General features: G+C 68.6%; 14 protein-coding genes. 6 read left to right on the top strand and 8 right to left on the bottom strand.

Annotated elements, in window-relative coordinates:
• Positions 1-7 precede the first annotated feature (7 nt).
• Positions 8-973, bottom strand: a complete 966-nt coding sequence (locus HNR73_RS08175; protein ID WP_184786683.1) for a pirin family protein — start codon at positions 971-973, stop codon at positions 8-10.
• A gap of 86 nt (positions 974-1,059) precedes the next feature.
• Between HNR73_RS08175 and HNR73_RS08180 the strand changes: the two genes are divergently transcribed.
• Positions 1,060-2,058: a pirin family protein gene (locus HNR73_RS08180; protein WP_184786684.1), complete on the top strand. Its 999-nt coding sequence runs from the start codon at positions 1,060-1,062 to the stop codon at positions 2,056-2,058.
• A 9-nt stretch (positions 2,059-2,067) separates the two neighbouring features.
• On the opposite strand, the gene HNR73_RS08185 is transcribed toward HNR73_RS08180, so the two are convergent.
• Together HNR73_RS08185 and HNR73_RS08190 are read right to left on the bottom strand one after the other, a co-directional pair.
• On the bottom strand, positions 2,068-2,571 hold the full coding sequence (locus HNR73_RS08185) for a hypothetical protein (RefSeq protein WP_184786685.1): 504 nt from the start codon (positions 2,569-2,571) through the stop codon (positions 2,068-2,070).
• 48 nt (positions 2,572-2,619) lie between these two features.
• Positions 2,620-3,933, bottom strand: coding sequence for a M14 family zinc carboxypeptidase (locus tag HNR73_RS08190; protein ID WP_203685809.1), 1,314 nt, complete (start codon positions 3,931-3,933; stop codon positions 2,620-2,622).
• Between the two features lie 83 nt (positions 3,934-4,016).
• On the opposite strand from HNR73_RS08190, the gene HNR73_RS08195 reads away from it, so the two are divergent.
• Entirely contained in the window at positions 4,017-4,826 is an 810-nt protein-coding gene (locus tag HNR73_RS08195; RefSeq protein WP_203685807.1) for a DUF3097 domain-containing protein, read from the top strand.
• Here the strand turns inward: HNR73_RS08195 and HNR73_RS08200 are convergent.
• Positions 4,823-5,284, bottom strand: a complete 462-nt coding sequence (locus HNR73_RS08200) for a PPOX class F420-dependent oxidoreductase (protein WP_184786687.1) — start codon at positions 5,282-5,284, stop codon at positions 4,823-4,825. The genes HNR73_RS08195 and HNR73_RS08200 overlap by 4 nt on opposite strands.
• Positions 5,285-5,358: 74 nt before the next feature.
• Here HNR73_RS08200 and HNR73_RS08205 point away from each other — a divergent pair, with 74 nt between their 5' ends.
• Positions 5,359-6,255, top strand: coding sequence for an SGNH/GDSL hydrolase family protein (locus tag HNR73_RS08205; protein WP_184786688.1), 897 nt, complete (start codon positions 5,359-5,361; stop codon positions 6,253-6,255).
• 54 nt (positions 6,256-6,309) lie between these two features.
• Here the strand turns inward: HNR73_RS08205 and HNR73_RS08210 are convergent, their stop codons facing one another.
• The 3 genes from HNR73_RS08210 to HNR73_RS08220 form a co-directional block, all read right to left on the bottom strand.
• Positions 6,310-6,729: a BP74-related protein gene (locus HNR73_RS08210; RefSeq protein WP_184786689.1), complete on the bottom strand. Its 420-nt coding sequence runs from the start codon at positions 6,727-6,729 to the stop codon at positions 6,310-6,312.
• 87 nt (positions 6,730-6,816) lie between these two features.
• Positions 6,817-11,145, bottom strand: a complete 4,329-nt coding sequence (locus tag HNR73_RS08215) for a S8 family serine peptidase (RefSeq protein WP_184786690.1) — start codon at positions 11,143-11,145, stop codon at positions 6,817-6,819.
• 302 nt (positions 11,146-11,447) lie between these two features.
• Positions 11,448-11,642, bottom strand: a complete 195-nt coding sequence (locus HNR73_RS08220) for a hypothetical protein (RefSeq protein WP_184786691.1) — start codon at positions 11,640-11,642, stop codon at positions 11,448-11,450.
• A 317-nt stretch (positions 11,643-11,959) separates the two neighbouring features.
• On the opposite strand from HNR73_RS08220, the gene HNR73_RS08225 reads away from it, so the two are divergent.
• From HNR73_RS08225 to HNR73_RS08235, 3 genes are all read left to right on the top strand, one after another.
• On the top strand, positions 11,960-12,736 hold the full coding sequence (locus HNR73_RS08225; protein WP_184786692.1) for a PadR family transcriptional regulator: 777 nt from the start codon (positions 11,960-11,962) through the stop codon (positions 12,734-12,736).
• A gap of 134 nt (positions 12,737-12,870) precedes the next feature.
• On the top strand, positions 12,871-13,878 hold the full coding sequence (locus HNR73_RS08230) for a phosphotransferase (RefSeq protein WP_184786693.1): 1,008 nt from the start codon (positions 12,871-12,873) through the stop codon (positions 13,876-13,878).
• Between the two features lie 11 nt (positions 13,879-13,889).
• Positions 13,890-14,984: a C45 family autoproteolytic acyltransferase/hydrolase gene (locus HNR73_RS08235; RefSeq protein ID WP_184786694.1), complete on the top strand. Its 1,095-nt coding sequence runs from the start codon at positions 13,890-13,892 to the stop codon at positions 14,982-14,984.
• 596 nt (positions 14,985-15,580) lie between these two features.
• Here the strand turns inward: HNR73_RS08235 and HNR73_RS08240 are convergent.
• The gene (locus tag HNR73_RS08240) at positions 15,581-16,471 is read right to left on the bottom strand and encodes a carbohydrate ABC transporter permease (RefSeq protein ID WP_203685805.1); all 891 of its coding nucleotides are present in this window, start codon (positions 16,469-16,471) and stop codon (positions 15,581-15,583) included.
• Positions 16,472-16,481 lie beyond the last annotated feature (10 nt).

Below are 16,481 nucleotides of genomic sequence, written 5' to 3' on the forward strand. Positions count from 1 at the left end.
CACGGTATCAACGGGTGCGGCCGCGGGGTTTGAGTCGGGTGGTGGGCATGGGTGGGGCGGTGAGTCTTTGGCCGTTTCCGGTGTAGCCGGTGACGGTGCCGAAGCGGGGGTCGTGGTTTTGCCATTGGGTGCGGGCGGTGGTGATCTCGTCGTGGTCGCGGGCGATGAGGTTCCACCACATGACGATGTGTTCTTCGAAGGGTTGGCCGCCGATGAGGAGGAGGGTGGTGGGTTGGTCGTGGGTGGTGATGGTGAGGCTTTTGCGGTTGGTACCGAGGTAGAGGAGGGGGCCGGGTGGGAGGGGTGTGTGGTCGATGGTGGCGTGGCCGGTGGCGGTGGTGATGCCGTGTTCGAAGTCGGGTTCGAGGGGTGTGGTGTGGGTGGTGTGGGGTGGTAGTTGGAGTTGGAGGGCGATGAGGGGGGTGTAGGTGGGTGCGGGGCTGGTGGTGCCGTTGTGGGTGCCGAGGATGAGGGTGGTGGTGTCGTCTGCGGGGAGGTGGGGGTGGTGGTCGAAGTGTGGGGTGGTGTTGCGGGTGTTGTCGGGTAGTGCGGTCCAGAGTTGGTAGCCGTGGGTGGTGGGGTGGGTGGTGAGGGTTTGTTCGGAGTGGGTGATGCCGTGGCCGGCGGTCATGATGGCGAGTTCGCCTGCGGTGAAGGTTTGGTGGTGGTCGGCGCTGTCGTTGTGGTTGATGGCGCCTTGGATGAGCCAGGAGACGGTTTGTAGTCCGGTGTGTGGGTGTGGGGGTACGTCCATGGGGGTGGTGGTTGTGGGGTTGGGGCCGTAGTGGTCGTTGAAGCACCAGGCGCCGATCATGCGGCGTTGTCGGTCGGGGAGGGTGCGGTGGACGGTGGTGTGACGGGTGCCGCCGAGGGCGACGTTGTGGCCGTGGATGAGTTCGAGGGTGGGGGTGGTGGGTGTGTGTTGGGTTCCGCCGCAGGTGGTTTCGGTGGGGTGTTGGTCGAGGTTGCTCATGGGGGTGAGGGTACGGGAATAGTTGACGTGTCAGCATCCTTTGCTAGAGTTGCTGACGTAACAACATTTCGTGGAGGTGGATCGTCATGCCGGCCGTGACCGCCAAGAACCCCCTCGCCCTCCCCCGGGTGAGGACGCTCGACCCTTCGACCGACCGGGCGCGCCCGGTGGTGTCGGTGACGACGGCGCCGAAAGGCTTCGAAGGCGAGGGCTTCCCGGTGCGCCGGGCCTTCGCCGGTGTCGACCTGCGCGCGCTCGACCCTTTCGTGCACATGGACCAGATGGGTGAGGTCGAGTACGCCCCGGGTGAGCCGAAGGGGACGCCGTGGCACCCGCACCGGGGTTTCGAGACGGTGACGTACATGATCGACGGGGAGATGGCGCACTCCGACTCCAACGGGGGCGGTGGCCTCATCGGCGGCGGTGACACGCAGTGGATGACGGCGGGTGCGGGGATCCTGCACATCGAGACTCCCCCGGAGCATCTGGTGGCCTCCGGCGGGGTGTTCCACGGGCTGCAGTTGTGGGTGAACCTGCCGCGGGACAAGAAGTTCGCCGCGCCGCGCTATCAGGACATCACCGGTGAGAAGGTGGCGTTGCTGAGTTCGGGCGACGGTGGCGCGCTGGTGCGGGTCATCGCCGGTGAGGTCGACGGTCACGCCGGTCCGGGTTCGACGTACACGCCGATCACGCTGGTGCACGCCACGATCGCGCCGGGGGCGTCACTGACCTTGCCGTGGCGCGCCGACTTCAACGCGCTGGCCTATGTCCTGGCCGGTGACGGGAGTGTGGGAGCGCAGGCGCGTCCGATCGGTGCGGGGCAGCTGGCGGTGTTCGGTGCCGGGGACTCGATCACGATCGCGGCCGATGAGCGTCAGGACTCGCGGCACTCCGCGCTGGACGTGTACATCCTGGGCGGGCTGCCCATTCGGGAGCCGATCGCGATGTACGGGCCTTTCGTGATGAACACCAAGGCCGAGGTCGTCGAGGCCTTCGAGGACTTCCAGGCGGGCCGGCTGGGGTCGATCCCGGCGGCGCACGCCGATGTCCACGGTGACGGCGAGGGTGAGCCTTTGACGGGCTGAGACACTCCCCTAGTTCACGCCCTCCACCGCTTGTGCGGTGGAGGGCTTTGTGCGCAGAGTGATGAAGGTGGCGTAGGCGTTGCCGGCGAGGAAGTGGCAGGCCAGGAGCGCCACGAGGGCACCACCGGACAGGTAGGCGCCGGGCCAGTCGGCGTTGTCGGGGTCGATGACGGCCATCAGCGGCCGGGCGGGCCACAGCATCGCCAGGGGGAACACGACCGGTGCGGCGAAGCGGCCGATCCCGGGGTGGATCGCGATGATCGCGGTCGCGGCGATGAGGGCGAGCAGGCCGCAGGCGATGGTGACGGTGAGGATGTCGGTGTAGAAGGTGATCCAGTCGCCGATGCCGTCGCCGGTGGTGAGGGCGATGGGGTGGCCGGGGGTGGTGTCGCGGGCGAGGACGGGTGGGTTGGGGAGTCGTCCGCTGGCCAGTGGTGGGGCGATGACGGCGAGGATGAGCCAGGTGGCGAGGCCGGTGAGGATGAGGCGGCCGGGGGCCGGTTTGGCGGTCACGGTGTGCATTGTGCCCGCCCGCCGGGGGTGCCGGCGGGCGGGTGGGGGCTAGTTGTAGGGGCTGTCGGCGGCTTCGGCGCCGGTGAGGAGGGCGTCGCGGTTGCCGGGCCAGATTTGGGAGTTGATGCAGGAGTAGGCGGGTGTGAAGCCGCCGCAGGTGCCGAAGTCGGCGCCCATTTCGAAGGTGTAGCTGGCCACGCCGAGGACGCCGTAGGTGAAGTCGTCGGTGACGCCGGCGGAGGTGTAGCCGACGGTTTCGGGGCCGTTGCCGACGTAGTAGCCGTTGGAGGCGGCCATGTTCTGGCCGAGGGTGCGCAGGGCGGTGTCGTTGGGTGCGTCGGCGGCGGTCCAGCCCCAGGGGATGACGACGTAGCCACCGTAGGAGTGGAGGGTGATCATGACGTCGCGGGCGGTGGAGGGTGCCGGGGTGGTGTCGCCGGTGCCGCGCTGGTCGGGGTGGATGGCCTTGAACCAGTTCTCCAGGGCGCGGGTTTCTGGTTCGGAGCCGGCGGTGGCGCCGCGGTAGACCTCGGAGCAGGGGCTGGATGAGGATCCGCCGCCGCCCCATTTGAAGGTGGAGTTGCGGTTGAGGTCGACGCCGATGGAGGTGCCGGTGCAGCCGCCGCCGGTGTGGGCGTTTTTGCGTTGGAGCTTGGGGTTGTTGCCGCCTGTGGCGACGATGTCGACGCCGTCGGGGTTGGCGATGGGGACGATCCAGATCTCGGTGGTGTCGAGGAGTGCGGTGATGCGGGGGTTGGTGCCGTAGCCGGTGGTGAGCAGGTCGATGAACTTCCAGGCGACTTCGCCGGTGGCGAGTTCGCGGGCGTGGATCTGGGCGATCATCGAGAAGCGGGGTTTGGTCGACTGCGGTGCCAGGGAGCAGTCGCCGGTTTGTTTCTTGGTGATGCAGATGGCTTTGATGTCGTGTCCGCCGAGGCCTTGGGTTTTGCGCCAGGAGTCGCCGATGTCGTAGACGGTGGCGAGGGTGGGGTAGGTGGCGGCGACCTGGGTGAGGTGGGTTTCGTGGGCGGTGGTGGTGTGGTAGCCGCCGTAGTAGGTGTCGGCGGCTTGGGTGCCGGGTGGGACGGGTTTGTAGACGGTGTCGATGAAGGACACGTCGAGGCCTTGGTTCTTGAGGTCGCGGGCGGTGGCGGTGTCGGCGATGACGGTGGCCGAGCCGTCGGGTTCGGTGTGGGCGATGTCGAGGTCGTGGTCGCCGAGGGTGGTCAGGGTGGCGGCGGGGCCGGTGATGTTCCAGTAGTAGGGGGTGGTGTCAGGTGCGGCGGTGGCGGCGGTGGTGGGGGTCAGGGCGAGGGTTAAGGCCGCGATGGCGGCGGTGGTGAACAGTCTCCGGTGCTGCACGGGAGTGCTCCTTTTCGTCTGGTGTGGACGAGTGTGTCAGCAAAGATGGGTGCTCGTCGATGGCGAGGTGGGTTTGGGAGACTGTGGGGATGCGTTATGGAGACGACGTTCTGGCCGGTGGTGGCCGGGCGCGGCGGCGGGTCGTGCCGGTGGTGGAGGCGACCGGCGAGGTCGTGGCCGAGGAGGCCGTCAGCGGGTTTTGTGGGCTGGTGGTGGAGTGCGGGAAGGATTCAGTGACTCTTGAGGATCGTCATGGGCGCAGGCGGGTGTTTCCTTTGTTGCCGGGTGGGTTCCTCATCGATGGTGAGGCGGTGACTTTGGCGCGGCCGAAGGGGGCCGGTGTAGGCCGGTTGCTGAGTGCGTCGGGGTCGACGGCGGTGGCGGGGTTGCGGGCCAGGACCGCCTTGGCGAGCCGGATCTATGTGGAGGGTGTCCACGATGCCGCTTTGGTGGAGCGGGTGTGGGGGCATGATCTGCGTGTCGAGGGGGTGGCGGTGGAGTTCTTGGAGGGTGTGGACGATCTGGAGGCGATCGTGGCGGAGTTCGCGCCGGGGCCGGGTCGGCGTTTGGGGGTCCTCGTCGATCATCTGGTGCCGGGTTCGAAGGAGACGCGGATCGCTTCGCGGGTGTCGGGTGAGCATGTGCTGGTGTGTGGGCATCCGTTCGTGGATGTGTGGGAGGCGGTGAGGCCGTCGGCGGTGGGGATCGCGGCGTGGCCGGTGGTGCCCAAGGGGCGGCCGTGGAAGGAGGGGGTGGTCGAGGCGCTGGGGTGGGGTTGTGAGACCGGTGAGGCGTGGGCGCGGATTCTGGCGTCGGTGGGTGACTACCGGGATCTGGAGGCGGCGCTGGTGGGTCGGGTGGAGGAGCTCATCGACTTCGTGACGGCGTCTTAGTCCATGTTGAGGTGGGCGGGGAATCCGCCGGTGGAGATGGGGCTCCAGCGTTGGATGGTGACGCGGATGAGGCATTTGCCCTGGCGGGTCATGGCTGTGCGGTAGTCGTCCCAGTCGGGGTGTTCGCCGGAGATGACGCGGTAGTAGTCGACGAGGGCGTCGAGGGCGTCGGGCAGGTCGAGGACTTCGGCGGTGCCGTCGGTTTGGACGTAGGCGCCGTTCCAGTCGTCGGACAGGACGCACACCGACACGCGGGGGTCTTTGCGGATGTTGCGGGCCTTGGCGCGCTGGGGGTAGGTGGAGATGACGATGCGGCCGTGGGCGTCGAGGCCGCAGGAGACCGGGGAGAGTTGCGGGCGGCCGTCGGCGCGGGTGGTCGACAGGAGTGCCTTGTGGCGTGGCCTGATGAAGTCGTGGAGTTCTTCGCGGGCCACCGTGGTCGTCGATGCCGTCGCCATCGTGTCTCCTCAGCTCTGTCGGGATACCGCGCACAGATTAGTCCCGGGGCGTCTGTGGGTTATCGTCGATCCCCATGGCGGGACGCGAGACCTTTGGGGGCCACACGATGCGCCGTACATTCCTCGCGCTGGGCGTCGCGGTGACGTTGCTGTTGTCGGGCTGTGGGTTGGAGTCTGCGGGTAGTGCCGAGACTCCCCCGCCGGGTTCGTCGAGTCTGCCGCCGGTCGATGCCGGTGATCCCAACCCGGATGCGCCGACGTCGATCGCGGCCTTGGGTGACTCCATCAGCCGAGGTGTCAACGCGTGCGCCACGATCGGTGAGTGCGTGGAGGCGAACTGGGCGACGGGGACCGATCCGGCGGTGGGGAGTCATTTCCAGCGTCTGGAGGCGGCGCATCCCGGGCAGCGGGTGGTGTCGTCGAATTTCGCCGAGAACGGTGCGAAGGTCGCCGACTTGCCGGGGCAGGCGGAGTTGGCCGCCGGTGGGGCCGAGTACGTGACGATTCTGATCGGCGCCAATGACGCCTGTGATGCCACGCCGGTGGGTGCGGTGGAGTTCGGGTCTTATGTGGATCGGTCGCTGGGGGTGTTGACGGCGGCGGCGCCGGATGTGCGGGTTTTGGTGGCGAGTATCCCGAACCTGTACGCGTTGTGGGAGGCCGGGCGGGACAACGAGCGGGCGTTGTGGGTGTGGGGGTTGGATCTGTGCGCGCAGATGCTGGGTGATGCCGCTTCGGATGAGGCGGGGGTGGAGCAGCGTCGGCAGGGGGTGCTGTCGTTGATCGGTGAGTACAACGCGGCCTTGGCGGCCGCGTGTGCCAACTACGCGGCGTGTCGTTTCGACGGTGGCGCGGTGTTCGGTGCGCAACTGGGGTTGGACGAGGTGTCGGCGATCGACTACTTCCATCCGAGTCTGGCCGGGCAGAAGGCCTTGGCGGAGGCGTTGTGGAAGGCCGGGTACGACTGGTGAGACGCACCCGGCCCCACGCCGGTGGGCGCGGGGCCGGTGAGTCAGGGGCGCGGGTCAGGCTTCGGTGATGGCGGTGACGTAGGACCCGGCCGGGCAGTAGTACTCGATGGTGCCGGGGAGGGTGGCCACGGCGCTGGGCATGCCGTTGAAGCAGATCCCGATGTGGGATGAGGCGAAGGCGACGTCTTTGGGGTCGAGGCCCCAGATGTAGCCGGGGTTGTCGGCGTTGCCGGCGATGCGTCCGTGGACGGGGTCGTCGTTGCGGCCTTCGAGGGATGCGTAGGCGTCTTGGATGTCGACGTCTTCGATGAGGCGGACGTGGAAGTCTTCGAAGGCGATGCCGGCCGGGTCGGGGTTGGGCACGCGGATCGTGGCGATGATCTCGGTGGGGGCGGCCTGGGCGGGTGAGGCGGCGGCCGCGGTCAGGATCGACAGCGCGGCGGCGGCGAAGGCGGCCTTGGTGAGGGTTTTCATCGGGGCACTCCTTGCGTTGGGCATGGGATGGAGGCGGGGGCCGCCGTCTCCGCCGGGTGCGGAGACGGCGGCCCCGTCAGGGATTGCTTAGACGAGTGGGACGAGCCAGCCGCCCTCGACCTTCGTCGCGGTGCAGCCGAGCTTGTCCAGCGTGAAGGACAGCGTGTTGACCTGCTGCTTCTTCAACGTGAACACGGCCACGTCGGCCGCCCAGCCGTCCTTGCTGACGATGACCTGGTACTTCGCGGCTGCGAACCACCAGGCGTAGTTGCCCTTGGCGTCGGTCTTGAGATCGGTGCGGACACCGGTCGCGACGTTCTTGACCTGCACCTGGGCGCCGGTGATGACCGAGATCGATCCGTCACAGGCCTTACCCGAGATGGTGCCGACCAGCTTGCCGAGGTTGGCGGTGGGTGCCACCAGCATCTTCACGCCGATCGCGAGCGCGCCGTACGGGGTGCCGGTCTTGACCGACAGGCCCGCGGTGTAGGTCCCGGGCTGGGTCACGCCGTCGGCGGCGCGCGCCGAGGTGGTGACCCTCACCGTCTTGGACTTACCCGGCAGGATCGTGGCGGTCTGGACCGATTCCTTCAGCCACGGGACGTCGGCGCTTCCGCCGCAGTCGTCGAGGCCGCCGAGGGTTTCGGCGTCGTTGGTGCCGATCCAGTTGGTCTGCCAGCCGCCGACCTTGAAGAATCCGCAGGCGCCGGTCGTGCGCGCACGCGGGGCGGTGTTGTTCGGCAGGGTCTCCCAGGCACCGGAGGCCTTGTCGAACGCCACCGTGGCGTTGGTCGTGCCGGCACCGTTGAGCCAGCCACCGGAGATGACGAGCTTCCCGTTGGCCGCCGAGTACGCCGAACCGGCCAGCGACAGCGGCATGTTCGGCAGAGCCGTCCACGCGTCGGCCGCCGGGTCGTAGGCGTACGCACCGGTCGTCGGGGACTGGTCATCGAAGCCACCGGCGCACACCAGGGTGCCTTCGAGGCCACCGCAGGAGATGAACGCCGTGGGCACCGGGTAGGCGGCGTGCGTCGACCAGGTGTTGCTGCCCGGGTCGAAGCTGACCACGTCGTCGCTCATGGCGCACTGGTCGTCGGCGCAGCCGCCGACCAGGTACAGGTCACCATCGACCGAGGCGTGGCCCGCCGCGGCACGGCCGGTGGGGTTGGCCGCGGCCGTCGACCAGGAGTCGCTGGCGGGGTCGTAGACCTCGACCTGGGTGGCCGTGGCGCCGCTTTCCAGCCAGCCGCCGGCGACGTAGAGCTTCCCGCCGATGTACTCCGCCTGCGGCTGGTTGCGCGCGGTGGGCATCTCGGCGATCGGCGTCCAGGCACCGTCGCTGTACTTGTAACCGGCACCGGTCTGGGCCTCGTCGACGGTTCCACCGACGGCGTAGAGGACACCGTCGCCGTAGGCGGCGGTGGCGTCGAACACCTCGACGGGGTAGTCGGCGATCGGGGCCCAGGCGTCATCGGCGGTCACCGAGGAGTCGGTGGTCGACTCCGGCTTGGCCGGTGCGGTGGCGGGCTTGGCCGACAGGTCGGCCTTCTGGTCGGGGTTGAGGACGGTGAAGGGAGCACCTGCGCCCGACGCGGTCCACGTGCCGCCGTTCTCGCTGATCTCGATGGTCGCCGGTGCGGTACCGGTGTTGGTGAAGGTGACGTCGTGGGTCCAGCCGGCGCCGAGGGTGACCACGGAGTCGAGCTGGGTCTTGTCGACCACGATGCGTCCGGCGCCGAGGGTGAAGTCGGCTTCGGTCGTGCCGTGGTTGGCGACGTCGACGGTGTTGGTGTCGGCGACGTAGCCGCTCTTGGACGCGGTCAGGTCATGCGGCCCGGTCGCGTCGGTGAACAGCCAGTAGAACCCGTCGGCGAGCTGGGTGTCGTCGGGGGTGGCCGCGGTGATCGCGGATGCTCCCGAGACGGTGTCGGTGACCTTGGCGCCGTTGAGGGTGGTGCCGGCGTTCTGGTCGAGGACGTTGCCGACGACGAGGCCGCCGTCGGTGGCGACGCAGTCGGGGGTGCCGATCTGGACGTTGTCGATCTCCCACCACCAGTCGAAGGATCCGACGTAGTGGAACTTGACCTTGACGGCGGTGGCGGTGCCGATCGCGGAGAGGTCGATGCTCTCCACGCGCGGGCCGCGACGGTCCTGGCCGTTGGTGTACTCCCACAGCTTCGACCAGGTCGCGCCGTTGTCGGTGGTGACCGACACCGAGGCGACGTCCTGGGTGAGCATGTTCAGGTCGCTGTTGAAGGTCAAGACCTTCGTCGCCGACGTGGACAGGTTGAAGGCCGGGGAGATCAGGTCGGTGTCGACGTTCTTGCCCGAACCCGACTCGTCGCTGTCGGCGACGGCGAAGCCGCCGTCACCGCCGGTGAGGTTCTTGCGGGCGCCCGGGTCGTTGAAGGCCCAGGGGATGCCGCCGGTGGTGCTGTTGTTCACCACGGTCCAGCCCGCGGGGGTGGAGGTCGAGGTGAAGCGCTCGGCCAGGGCGAGGTTGCCGTAGTCGAACTCGTATCCGGGGGTGGTGCACGACGCCGCGGGGGTCAGTGCCACGTCGACGCTGCCTCCGGTGGAGGCGTCGACGGGTACGTCGGCGGCGGTGTAGCCGGGGATGACCGATTCGATGTGGAGGACGTGCTGGCTGCTGGGCAGGGTCAGCGCGTACTCACCGGTCGCGGGGTCGGTGTAGGTGAACATGTCGGTGCCGGTGACCGAGACCTTGGCGTACAGGGGCCAGCCCTGTCCGCCGCCGTCGGTGACGACGCCTTCGACGTCGCCGGAGGGGACGGCTTCGAGGGCGAGGTTGACGACGGTGGCCTGTCCTTCGGTGACCGTGCCGGTCGCCGTTTCGGTGCCGTAGCCGAACTTGCTGGCGGTGATGGTGTAGTCGCCGACCGAGGCGACCGACACGTTGTACTTGCCGTCGGCGCCGGTGGTCAGGGTGCGGTCCATCGGCCCGTCGATGACGACGGTGGCGCCCGCGAGGGCGGTGCCGTCGCCGGTGACGGTCCCGGAGAGGGATCCGGTGCCGCCGCGGGGGCTGGCCTCGACGGCCGCGAGGGCGTCGAGTCGGCCCTCACCGAACACGTGGTTGTCGTCGAGGGTGCCGCCGCATTCGAGGTCCTCGGTGTCACGCGCGGTGTCGTCGAGGAGGGCCTTGGTCGCGGCGACGTCGCCGATCAGTGCCGGTGCCGCCGACCACATGAGGGCGACGACGGCGGTGGTGTGCGGTGCGGCCATCGAGGTGCCGGACATCGACTGGTAGCCGCCGCCGGGCTTGGCCGAGCGCACGTTCACGCCGGGCGCGGCCAGGTTGGGTTTGACGTCGCCGTTGCGGCCGGGGCCGCGTCCGGAGAAGTAGGCGATGGCGTTGTTGATGTCGTAGGCGCCCGAGGAGTAGGACACCGGGTACCTGCCGGGGGATCCGGAGGTGTTGCAACCGAGGTCGCCGTCGTTGCCGTTGGACCACGACGGGAAGATCCCCGCGTCCTCCCACGACTGGACGATCTCCTCGTACCAGGGGTCGTCACTGGGCGGGCTGCCGCCCCAGGAGTTGTTGACGACGTGCGGTGCCTTCGACGGGTCGGGGTTGTTCCCGTTGACGTCGGTGGGCGCCACGATCCACTGACCGGAGGCGATCAGGTCGCTTTCGGTGCAGCCGTTGGTGGAGCAGCCCTTGGCGGCGATCCACGTCGCGCCGGGGGCGACACCGATGGTGTTGGCGCCTTCGCCGCCGACCATGGTGCCCATGGTGTGGGTGCCGTGGCCGTGGTTGTCACAGGGGGCGGCGGCGGAGTCGCAGACACCCGTCGGGTCGAACCAGTTGTAGTCGTGGCTGTAGGTGCCGTCGGCGTTCTTGCCGCGGTACTTGGAGTTCACCGCGGGGTGAAGGTAGTCGACACCGGTGTCGATGTTGGCGACGACGATGCCTTCACCGTGGACGCCGTACTGGTCCCAGACGGCGGGGGTGTTGATGTTGTCGATGTTCCACTCGACGGCGTCGACGGTGGCTTCGTCGGTGCCGGCCTTGGGCTCCTCGATCTGGACCACGGCATCGGGTTCGATGCGCTCGACGCCGCTGAGGACGGCGAGGTCCTCGACGAGTGCGGCGTCGCCGGTCACTTTGATGGTGTTGATGATCCAGAAGCTCTGGAAGCCGATGCCGCGATCGGTGAGCAGTTCGCGGGCTTCCTTCTGGGTCCGGTCGGCGTAGGAGGTCTTGGCCTCGTAGACCGCGGCGCCCTTGGCTTCCTTGGAGTCGGCCCGGCTCGCGGCGCTGAGGTCGACGTTGTCATCGAAGCGGAGCCAGAAGTCGGTCTGGCCGTCGGTGGACAGTTCGGACAGGACCTGGGTGTCGACCTTCTTGGCGACCGCTTGCGCCGCGGAGTCGGCGGGGTCGGCGTATGCCATCCCCTGACCCAGGAAAAGCGGCAGTGCTACGACTGCCGCTGTGAGGGTTAACGTGGTTCGCCATCGCCGTGTTGGGCTATGCACGACGGCTCCCTTCTCGGTTGTGTGCCGGGAACGCGGGTTGGGTCGCCCGCGTATTCCGGTTCGCCGACGATCGTCGTCTATGCGAACACCGAGAGGCAATGGGTCTGTAGTGGCGTCTTTACGCCAGGACAGGATACGCCAAAGGGTTTATGGAACCGACCGAACGGCTAGTGCGTCCTCGGCTGCTCGTTGCCGTAGTGGCTGAGCAGCCGCGACGATCAGCCGAGCTCGTTGAGGAACCCGACGCCGGCGGCGGCCAGCAGCAGGCCGACGACGAAGAAAATGACCGAGAGGATGATCCCGGCGACCATGGCGCCGAAGGCCCCGAAGAAGCCGATCTTGAAGGCCGTCCCGGCCGACACGGTGACTTCCTGGCGCCCGGCGTAGCCGCCTCCGTACTGCTCATAACTCATAGCAACCGACGGTAGAGCACCCGCGCCACCGGCGGCACCGGCCGGACAGGTGATTGACGCTCCCGGTGGGGCTGTGAGCTGGGGGTATGCCGGTGGGGGCAGTGCCGTCGGGTCCGCAAGTGAGGCCGTTACGGGCAGTGCGGACTCCCCCGCTCGTCTTTCGCGGCCGACTCGGCCGTGTGGTCGTTTTCGTCTCCGCCGTTTGCCCCTGGCGCCGCTGGTCACCGGCCAAAGGTCGGTCCATGACCGCCGTCACCCTTGCCGCCCGAACACTTTCGATATATCGTTGAGTTACTTCGATAGACAGGAGCATTCCGATGACCGATCATCACCAAGAACACTGGTTCAACGGCCCCGGCTTCGACCCCCGCGAACGACTCCGGGCCCACCGCCGCTCCGAGCGCGGCCACCGCGGACGCGGACGCGACGGACACCACCGCGGCCACGACCGCGACATGCGCGGCTTCCCCCCGGGAGTCCCCATGCCGCCCATGCCCCCGGGAGCACCACTCCCGCCCATGCCGCCGGGAGTGCCCATGCCTCCCCCCGGCCCCTGGGGCTTCGGACCGCAACACGGCAGGCGCGGCCGCCCCCGCATGCGGCGCGGCGACGTCCGCTCGGCGATCCTCAGCCTCCTCGTCGAGGAACCCCGCAACGGCTACCAGCTCATCCAGGAACTGGCCAGCCGCAGCGGCGGCATGTGGCGCCCGAGCCCCGGCTCGATCTACCCCGCCCTCCAGCAGATGGAAGACGAGGGACTCGTCCGGGCCGTCGACATCGACGGCAAACGCACCTTCGAACTCACCGACGAAGGACGCACCTACACCGAGGCCAACCCCGACCGCCTGCGCGACCCGTGGGAAAACCTCCAGTCCTCCGTCGACGACGAGGCCGTCGAATACCAGCGCCTCATCGGGCTGGTCGTGACCGCCGCCCAGCAGGTCGCCGCCGCCGGCGGACCCGGCCAGCTCGGCAAGGCACGCGAACTGCTCGGCGAGGCCCGCCGCGGCCTCTACCGCATCCTCGCCGAAGACGAGCCGGCCACCCCGCCGAGCGTCGACACCGACGACGAGGGCGACGACACCGTCGACTAGCCCCGGCCCGCACCACCACACAGGCCCGGTGCCCGCGCGAAACCGCGCACACCGGGCCTGTTTCGCGCACCACCACGACGAATCAGACCGCCTCCGGTGCCCACCCACGCGCCCCGACCGAATACCGTGACCTCATGGTGTTGACCTCCGCGCCGCCCCCGGCCACCGTTATCGCCCAATGGCGACTGGGCAGGGTGCACAAAATCCACCGGGTGGCCACCGGCATGATGAACAAGAACTGGCGCGTCGACACCGACACCGGCAGCTACGTCCTCAAACTCTTCCTCGACGTGCGCGGCCCCCAGCTCGCCTTCCAGATCCGCGTCCTGCGTGCCCTGGCCGCCGTCGGCGTCCCCGTACCACTGCCCGTACTCACCCAGCACAACACCGACACCATCCTCATCTCCGGCCACGAATACGGCGTCTTCCCCTGGGTCACCGGCGTCCACCGCTCCGGCCTGTCGATGACCATCGAACGCTGCGCCGAACTCGGCGCCACCCTCGGCCGCATCCACGGCACCCTCCGCCGCACCCTGCCCACACCACCCCACCCCTACCAGGCCTCGGCAGCACCCGCCGTGCAGGCGCTGACCAACATCGACCGCCTCCTCGACGTCGTCGACAGCCGCAACGGCAACACCGACTTCGACCGCCTCGCCGAACGCACCCTGCGCATGAAACGCGGCATGCTCCTGCGCCTGGCCGACCGCTACCCACCACAGATCCCCACCACCATGGCCGGCTACGTCCACGGCGACTTCCACCCCCACAACGTCCTGCTCGACCGCACCGACGACGTCATCGCCGTCCTCGACTGGGACCGCCTGCGCATCGGCCCCTACGCCCGCGAACTCGTCCGCGCCGCCACCTTCTTCTTCACCTACGGCGACGAACGCGGCTTCGACCTCGAACGCGCCCAGACCTTCGTCGCCGGATACCGCCGCGTCTTCGACATCGGCGCCCCCGCCATCGCCGACGGCGTCCACCGCCTGTGGTGGGAACGCCTCACCGAGAACTGGATCGTCGAATGGCACTACCTGCGCAAGAACCCCGCCTCCGACCACCTCCTGGCCGGACAGGCGGCGCTGCTCCAGTGGTGGACGGCCAGATATGACGAGGTCATGACCGCCCTCACCGTGTAACACTGGCCGCCATGACCACCACCCCCCTCCCGCACCTGACCCTCACCGGCACCCCGTACGAGAAGGGCCTGACCCACGGCCGCGCGCTCGCCGCCGACATCGCCGACAACATCGCCCTCTACACGCGAAGACTCCACGACGACGCCGGACTCGGCGACGACGAGATCCGCGCGCGCGCCGAGGTGTTCCTGGAGGTCTTCACCAAGGCCGACCCCGACTACCGGGCCATGATGGACGGCATCGCCGAGGGCAGCCGACAGCCGCTGACCACGATCGCGTGGCTCAACGCCCGCTACGAGGTCCTCTACAGCGCCTGGAGCGCCGCCGGCGTCGCCCACGACATCGACGAGTGCACCTCCTTCGGGATCCTGCGCGACGCCGCCACCGACGGCCGCCAGCGCATCGGCCAGAACTGGGACTGGTTCCCCGACGTGCGCTGCGCCCTCCTGCGCGTCGAAGAGGAAGGCCGCACCATCCTCGGCTTCACCGAAGCCGGCATCGCCGGCATCAAAATCGGCGTCAACGACGCCGGCATCGCCCTGTGCGTCAACGGACTCACCAGCGACTCCGACGACTGGACCCGCGCCGGGATCCCCTTCCACCTGCGCACCTGGCGCGCCCTGCACAGCGACACCGTCGACGAGGCCGTCGGCCACCTCACCACCGGCCTGAGCGACAAGACCGTGTCGAACTCGGCGAACTTCATGGTCGGCGGACCCGAGGCCGTCGCCGACATCGAACTGTCCCCCGTGGCCGCCAACCGCATCGACTGCCACGGCGTCCTCGTCCACGCCAACCACTTCACCGACCCCGCCTCCCTGGGCGTCACCGAGACCTGGCGCCACTGGCCGCCCACCACCTACGACCGCAACGACCGCCTCACCGAACTCCTCGGCACCGGCCCCGTCGACCCGGCCGGCATCGGCGAGCGCCTGCGCGATCACGTCAACGGCGCCAACGCCCTGTGCCGCCACCCGATCGCGACGCAGGCCCCGCACGAGCGGATCCACACCGCGCTGTCGGTCGTGATCGACGTCGACACGCGGGAACTGGCCTACACGGCCGGACCGCCGTGCGAGTCGGAGTACACGACGGTGGCGTTGTAGAGGACCGCTGTGGGGAAGGGTGTGGGGCGGGCGGGAGGGCTCGTGGCCTGGCGGCGCGGTGGCGGCAGAAGAGGATGCCTCCTCGCGGGTCTCTACAGGCCGCAGCTCGGCCGGGACGCCGGTGAACTCAGCGATGACCGGCGCCGTCGTCTTCCCCCGTCTTCGACGCGGTCACCGGCTCCCAGCGATCCACGATCGCTGGGAGCCGGTGACCGCTGCGGGCTCGCGGAAGGCTCATGGGTGCGGGATTGGCGGGAGATCCCGCACTCACGCCGGTCGTGAAGCCAGAGGCCGGCGCAAGACGACGGTGGAGTCAGGCGGGGCGCTCGCCGAAAGGTCACGCGGCACAGGGCTCGTGCCCGCCGCGCACCCCACACCGATCATGGGCTCCCGGCCATGCGCGGCACGGCGGCCGGACTAAAGGCGGCGGCCACCGGTGGACACGTCGGCACGGCGCTCAGCCGGGTCGGGGCGGGTCCGTATTCACGTGCGCGGCCGTGAAGCGGCGGCGAGAACTCACCGTCCCCGTCCCCCACACGCAAACGGCGCCGGGCGGCCATCCACAGTGGCCGCCCGGCGCCGCCGGGGAAGAGGACCTACTTGATCGCGCCGGCGGTCAGTCCGGCCTGGATCTGGCGCTGGAAGATGACGTAGGCGACGAACGCGGGGATCATCGCGATCACCATCGAGGCCATCAGACCCGAGAAGTCGGGGTCATAGCGCTGGGACACCGCCACGCTGGCGATGCCGTCGGCGAGGAGGTTGTTGCCTTCGCCGGGCATCAGCACCTGTGGCAGAAGGAACTGGTTCCATTGCCCGATGATGTTGAAGATGGCCACCGAGACCAGTCCCGAGCGGGCCATGGGCATCATGACCTGGAAGAACAGGCGGTAGTGTCCGGCACCGTCGATCATCGCCGCTTCGGCGACTCCGTGCGGGAGGGTCTTGAAGAACGCCGCCAGGAAGAACACCGTGAACGGCAGCGAATAGGCCGTATAGACCAGGATCAGGCCGAAGTGGGTGCCGAGCAGGCCGAGGTTGTCCACGATGAAGTAGAGCGGGACCAGGGCCAGGAAGACCGGGAACATCATTCCGGCGACGAACATCAGGTAGAAGAACTTGTTGAGCCTGAACTCGTAGCGCGCCAGGACGTAGGCGGCCATGGAGCCCAGCAGCATGGTCAGGGCGACACCGCCGCCGACGACCAGGACGGTGTTGAGGAAGTAGTCGCCGATACCGGCCTTCTCCCAGGCGCGGGTGAAGTTCTCCCAGTGCCATTGGGAAGGCAGGCCCAGCGGGTCGGTGAAGATCTCGTCGTCGCTCTTGAACGCGGTCATCACGACCCACGCCAGGGGAACGATGATCATGATCGCCCACAAGGCGAGGAAGCCGTGGGAGAAGACGTTGAGCACGCCACCGCTCTTGGGCTGCTTGCGCGTTCCGGTGGTGGCGGTGCCCTTCTCCGGCGCGCGGGTGTCGGTCTGCATCGTGGCTCCC

This window comes from Phytomonospora endophytica (genome assembly GCF_014202425.1).
GTDB classification, from domain to species: domain Bacteria; phylum Actinomycetota; class Actinomycetes; order Mycobacteriales; family Micromonosporaceae; genus Phytomonospora; species Phytomonospora endophytica.